The sequence below is a fragment of the Thermoanaerobaculia bacterium genome (genome assembly GCA_035260525.1).
Classification (GTDB): Bacteria; Acidobacteriota; Thermoanaerobaculia; order UBA5066; family DATFVB01; genus DATFVB01.
Genome location: DATFVB010000015.1, coordinates 1 through 5,959 on the forward strand (window position 1 = coordinate 1; position 5,959 = coordinate 5,959).

Here is a 5,959-nt window from a genome sequence, read left to right on the forward strand (position 1 = left end):
ACGGATTCCTCTCGGGCGGCCAGAGCGGATCGATCTTCGTCATCGGAGTTCCCTCCTGCCGGCTGATCCGGGAGATCCCGATCTTCGAGCCGCGGGCGGCGTACGGCTACGCGATGTCCGACAGCGATCCGCGCCGCCAGGAGCTGATCCGGACGGGCGGCCTCTGGGGCGACACGCACCACCCGGCGCTCTCGGAGACCGACGGCGTGTACGACGGGCGCTACGTCTACATCAACGACCTGGCCAACGCCCGCGTCGCCCGCGTCCGGCTCGACTACTTCGAGGCCGACAAGATCGCGAAGATCCCGAACCTGCAGGGGGCCCACGGCATCGCGGTCCTCTCGCCGAACACCCGGCTCCTCGTCGTCAACGGGGAGTTCGAGCAGCCGACCGACGGCATGGCCACCAACCCCGCGCCCTACACCTCGGTGATCGCCTATCTCGACCCCGAGACGATGCAGACGAAGTTCGAGGTCCGCGTCCCCGGCAACATCGACATCGCCGACACCTCCAAGGACGGGCGCTACTCCTTCTCGACCTCCTACAACCTCGAGCAGGGGAAGGACATCAACCAGATGACGCAGCTCGACCGCGACGCGGTGGTCGCCGTGGACGTCCCGCTCGCCGAGAAGGCGGTCGCCGCGGGAAAGGGCCACGTCGTCAACGGCGTCCCGATCCTCGAGCCTTCGGAGAACCCCGGGGTCGTGACGATGATCCCGGTCCCGAAAAATCCGCACGGCATCAACGTTTCGCCGGACGGAAAGTACGTGATCGCGAGCGGCAAGCTCTCGCCGACCGTCTCGATCATCGACGCGCACACGCTGAAGATCCTCGCCGAACCGGAGGTCGGTCTGGGGCCGCTCCACACCACGTTCGACGGCCGCGGCAACGCCTACACCTCGCTCTTCATCGACAGCCAGGTCGTGAAGTGGAACATCGAGAAGGCGATCAAGGGAGCCCCCGACTACATCGTGGACCGCATCGACATCCACTACAACATCGGCCACCTCCAGGCGGTCGGGGGCGCTTCCATGAAGCCGGCGGGCGATTACCTGCTCGCGCTCAACAAGCTTTCGAAGGACCAGTACCTCCCGGTCGGGCCCGACCTGCCGGAGGACCAGGAGCTGATCGACATCTCGGGCCACAAGATGAAGATGCTCGCCTCGTTCCCGACGCCGCCGGAGCCCCACGACGCCGAGTTCATCGACGCGAAGATCCTGTCGCCCCGGGTCAAGCAGGTTTACACGCCCGCCCCGGACGCGGTCTCGGAGGGGCGTGAGACCGTCGTGCGTACGGGGCCGCACTCGGTCACCGTGAACATGACGATGCTCAGGAGCGCGTACACGCCGGACAGCTTCACGGTGCGCGAGGGCGACCAGGTGACGCTCCACCTGACCAACGTCGAGACGATCCGCGACAACATCCACGGCTTCGCCCTGCCCGACCACGGCCTGAACCTGCAGCTGCCTCCCGGCGACACGCGGACCGTGACGGTCCCCGCCGGCCGGCCGGGCGTCTACTGGTACTACTGCACGAACTTCTGCAGCGCTCTTCACCTGGAGATGCGCGGACGCATGATCGTCCAGCCGAAGGACTCCACGATCCCGATCCCGGACTGGAAATCGGCGCAGAACGTCAAGGGAACGGTGCCGGGCGTGCCTTCCACGGGGGCGGTGCAGTGATCGGGGGCGCCTCGCACGGCGGGACGATCGGGCGTCGTTCGGCGGCCGCGGCGCCCCCGCGCGCGGCATCGCGGCCGGAACCCTCCCGAATCGTCTCGGCGGGCTCCGACGGGGCGATCGGAAGGCGCGCCTGGTCCGGCCCCCCGGGCCGCCGCCTCGCCTTCTTCGCCGCGGCCGCGCTCGCCGCCGCGGCCGCGTTCCTCCCGCTCTGGGGCTTCCGCATGTCGGCGCCGCAGTACCCCGGCGAGTCGCTTCACCTGACGGTGACCGCGCGGGCGATCGGCGGCGACGTGCACGAGATCACGACGCTCCAGAAATACATCGGGGTCCGGTTCCCGACGCGCCTCCCGGAGCTCCACTACCTCGTTCCGGCGATCCTGTCGCTCGCGGCCGCTTTCCTGGTCGCGGGCCTGCTCGCGGGACGACGCCGGGGCCGATACGTCGCGTGGGGCGCGTTCGCTCTGTCGGTCCTCTTTTTCGCGGCGTCGGCGGCCGTCCTCCAGAAGCGCCTCTACGACGTGGGACACGACCGCGACCCGCACGCGCCGCTGCGTTCGATGCACGACTTCACGCCGCCGCTCGTCGGCCCCGCGAAGATCGGCAACTTCACGGTCTGGTCGTATCCGCACGCGGGCGCGGGACTCCTGATCGCCGCGGCCGGCGCGGTCGCCTGGGGTCTTCGAGCGCGCCGGGAGCGCGGCCCGCGGAGCCTCGACGGAGCCCGCGGGTGAGACGGACCCTTCTCCTCGCCTGCGCGCTGCTCGCCGCCGCTCCGATTTCCGCGCGGACGTGGCGCGTCGGCGGTCCCGGCGCCGACTTTCCGCTGATCGCCCCCGCCGTCGCGGCGGCGGCGCCGGGCGACGTGATCGAGGTCTCCGCGGGCGTCTACCGGGAGGATCTCGTGCTTTCCCGGACCGTCGCGCTCGTCGGACACGGCCGGCCCCGGCTCTTCGGGACGGGGCTCGGAACCGTCATCGACATCCAGGCCCCGGGGTGCGAGGTCCGCGGCTTCGACATCGAGGGGAGCGGCGAAGGGCAGACGAATCGGATGGACGCCGCGTTCCACGTCGCGTCGAACGGAAACCGCATCGTCGACAACCGGATCGAGCGCGTGTTCTATGGCATCGTCGTCGAAGGGGCCTCGCGCAACGAGATCGCGGAAAACTCGATCACCGGACTCGAGGAACGGTCTTTCGGGCGGCGCGGCGACGGTCTCTATTTCTACCGCTCACCCGGGAACCTCGCGCGCGACAACCGGATCGCCGGGATGAAGGACGCCATCTACGTCCAGTACTCGCCCGGATGCCGGGAGATCGGCAACACGGTCGAGCGCTCGCGGTACGGCCTTCACGACATGTTCTCCGACGGGCAGGAGCTCTCCGGCAACGTCTTTCGGGGCTGCTCGGTCGGCGCGAACATCATGAACTGCCGCAAGGTCGAGATCCGCGGGAACCGGTTCGTGAGCAACCGCGGCGTCGCGTCCGCCGGTCTCTCCTTCAAGGAATGCGACGAGTCGCGCGTCGAGGACAACGAGTTCTCCGACGACGGCCGCGCCGTGCAGATCGAGGGCGCGTCGCGCAACCGCTTCTCGGGCAACCGCTTCCTCTTCAATGACACCGCAATCGAGCTGTTCGCTTCCGCCGAGGAGAACGTCTTCACCGAAAACGCGTTCGACGGTAACCTCACGCCCGTGGTGATCTCGGGGGGCTCGTCGTCGACGCGGTGGTCGGAAGCCGGTCGCGGCAACTGGTGGAGCGGATACCGCGGGCTCGACTTCGAGGGGCGCGGCGTCGGTCGCGAGCCCCAGCCGGTCGCGTCCGCGTTCGCCCGCATCGAAGGGAACAACCCGGCGGCCCGCCTCTTCCTCGCCTCGCCCGCGGCTTCCGCGCTCGACTTCGCCGCATCGTCGGTCGTTCCGGAAGACGACGGGGGGGTCGACCGCGCGCCGCTCGTGCGGCGCCCCGGCGTCGGCCGCCGCGGCCGTCGACCGGCGGGAGCGTCCGCGCTCGTCGCCCTGGCCCTGGCGGGAATGCTCCTGCCGCGCGGGGGGCGGGTGCGGCCGGACCGCCGGCGGAGATCACGGTGATCCTCTCGGTGTCGGGTCTCGAGAAGTCGTTCGGGGCGCGGCGCGTGCTCGCCGGGGTGGACCTCTCCGTCGCCGCCGGCGAGTGCGTCGCTCTCGTCGGCGGGAACGGCTCGGGGAAGACGACGACGCTCCGCGCGATCGCCGGCCTCGCGCGTCCGGACGCGGGACGGATCGAGATCGGCGGCGTCGACGCTCTCGCCGACGGGCCTCGCGCGCGGCGGCGCCTCTCGTACCTGCCGCAGCGCCCGGCCTTCCCCGGGACGCTCACGGTCCGGGAGACCCTGGCTTTCGTCGCGCGCCTGCGGGGGCTCGCCGCCGCGCGCGTCGAGGAGGAGATCGAGCGGTGCGAGCTCTCCGCGCTCTCCGGCGAGAACGTCGCGCATCTCTCGGGCGGGGAGCGGCAGCGCCTGGCGCTCGCGTGCGCGCTGCTTCCGAACGCCGAGCTCGCGCTCTTCGACGAGCCTTCCTCCAATCTCGACGCACGGGCGACCGCGATCTTCCTTTCGCGGGCCCGCGAGATCACGGCGACGGGACGGTCGCTCCTCTTCACGACGCACATCCCGGCGGACCTCGAGCATCTCGCCGGGCGCATCGTGACGCTTTCGGACGGACGCGTCGGGGGGAGCCGCCTGCGCGTCCTCGCCGGGGGCCAGGCGTGAAGCGCACCTCGGCGCTCCTGGCCGCGGCGGCGCTCCTGGCCGCCTGCGCGCGCGGGATCGCGCCGGAGCCGCTGCCGCTCGACCGCTACAACTGCGCCCGGTGCGGGATGATGATCTCCGAGATCGGGGACGCCGCGCAGTACGTCTCGCCCCGCGAGGAGACGCGGTTCTACGACGACCTGGGCTGCGCGGCCGAGGACGCGGGCCGCGTCCCGATCCGGGGGACGTTCTTCGTGCGCGCCGACGGCGGGACGAGGTGGATCGCCGCCGAGGACGCGTTCTTCGCGAAGACCGGGGAGCGGACGCCCATGGGACACGGCTACTGGGCGTTCTCGACGGAGGCGCAGGCGAAAGCGCGCGGCGCCGGGGGGAAGGCGCTGCGCTGGGCCGATCTCCTCAACGCGAAATGAACGCCGCGGCGGTTCGCACGGTCGCGGCGTCCGAGTTTCGGGCGGCGACGCGGCTGAAGTGGATCCGCTGGTTCGCGGCGGCGTTCGCGCTGCTCGTGGTCGGCGCCGCATGGTCCGCGGGCGCGCTCGCGGAGATCTCGGGCGCGGAGAGCTTCGCGCGGACGACGGTGGCGCTCGTGCCGCTGACGCTCGTCCTCGTTCCGCTGACCGCGCTCCTCCTCGGCGTCACGGGGCAGTCCGGGGAGCCGGGAACCGAGGCCTTCTTCTTCGCGCAGCCGGTGGGCCGATTCGAAGTCGTGGTCGGGAAATGGGCGGGCCAGGCGGCCGCGCTCTCGGCCGCGATCGGCCTCGGGTTCGGCGGGGGCGCCCTCGTCGTCGCGGGGAGCGCCGGCGCGCGAGGGCTGCCGCGTTTCCTCTTCTTCGTCGCGGTCTCGGCGGTGCTCGGGGCGGTCTTCCTCGCGATCGCCGCCGCGATCTCCGCGGCGGTGGCTCGCCGCGCGACCGCGATGGGGGTCGCGGCGTTCGCGTGGTTCTTCTTCGTCCTGCTCGAGGACTCGGCGGCCCTGGCGGCGGCGGGGGCGCTGACCGGCCGCGCCGGCGCGCGCGCGCTGTACCTCTCGGTCTTCGCCAACCCCGCCGCGATCGCGCGGGTCCTCGCGCTCTCGGTCGCCGGCACGCCGCACGTCCTCGGCGCGGCGGGCGACGCGTGGGCGTTCTTCCTGGGCGGGCCCGTGATCGCCGCGGCGGTGGCCGGCGGGGCCCTCCTTCTCTGGGCGGCCGGCTCGCTCGCCGGCGCGGGACGCCTGATCGGCCGGCGCGACCTGTGATGCGGCTGCATCAGAGGAGAGCCAGGCCCCTGCCCTAGCATGAAAGGCGTCCGCCGCCGGGCATCCCGGCCGGCCGCAGGAGGTTCTCGATGCGCGCCTTCGAATCCCGCGAACCCGCCAGCTTCGACTTCCGCGAGATCCTGTACTCGAAATCATCCGGCGTCGCCCGGATCACGATCGACCGGCAGGACCGCTACAACGCCTATTCGACGGCGTGCCTCGAGGAGCTCGCGTCGGCGCTCCGCGACGCCTCGTTCGACGACGCGGTCGGCGTCATCGTGCTGACCGGCGCGGG

7 protein-coding genes are annotated in these 5,959 nt (G+C 71.6%); all 7 read left to right on the top strand.

The window, feature by feature from the left end; genetic code table 11:
- On the top strand, positions 1-1,682 hold a 1,682-nt coding region (locus VKH46_00500), incomplete at its 5' end, for a cupredoxin domain-containing protein (GenBank protein HKB69294.1).
- On the top strand, positions 1,679-2,413 hold the full coding sequence (locus VKH46_00505) for a hypothetical protein (GenBank protein ID HKB69295.1): 735 nt from the start codon (positions 1,679-1,681) through the stop codon (positions 2,411-2,413). The genes VKH46_00500 and VKH46_00505, both read left to right, overlap by 4 nt.
- A complete protein-coding gene (nosD, locus tag VKH46_00510; protein ID HKB69296.1) occupies positions 2,410-3,768 on the top strand; it encodes a nitrous oxide reductase family maturation protein NosD in 1,359 nt (452 codons plus the stop codon). Before VKH46_00505 ends, nosD begins: the two co-directional genes overlap by 4 nt.
- Positions 3,765-4,427 (top strand): heme ABC exporter ATP-binding protein CcmA, encoded by a 663-nt coding sequence (gene ccmA, locus VKH46_00515; GenBank protein HKB69297.1) that lies wholly within the window; start codon positions 3,765-3,767, stop codon positions 4,425-4,427. Before nosD ends, ccmA begins: the two co-directional genes overlap by 4 nt.
- On the top strand, positions 4,424-4,837 hold the full coding sequence (locus tag VKH46_00520; GenBank protein HKB69298.1) for a hypothetical protein: 414 nt from the start codon (positions 4,424-4,426) through the stop codon (positions 4,835-4,837). The genes ccmA and VKH46_00520 overlap by 4 nt, the downstream gene beginning before the upstream one ends.
- Positions 4,834-5,664, top strand: coding sequence for an ABC transporter permease subunit (locus VKH46_00525; GenBank protein ID HKB69299.1), 831 nt, complete (start codon positions 4,834-4,836; stop codon positions 5,662-5,664). The genes VKH46_00520 and VKH46_00525 overlap by 4 nt, the downstream gene beginning before the upstream one ends.
- 89 nt (positions 5,665-5,753) lie before the next feature.
- On the top strand, positions 5,754-5,959 hold a 206-nt coding region (locus VKH46_00530), incomplete at its 3' end, for an enoyl-CoA hydratase-related protein (GenBank protein ID HKB69300.1).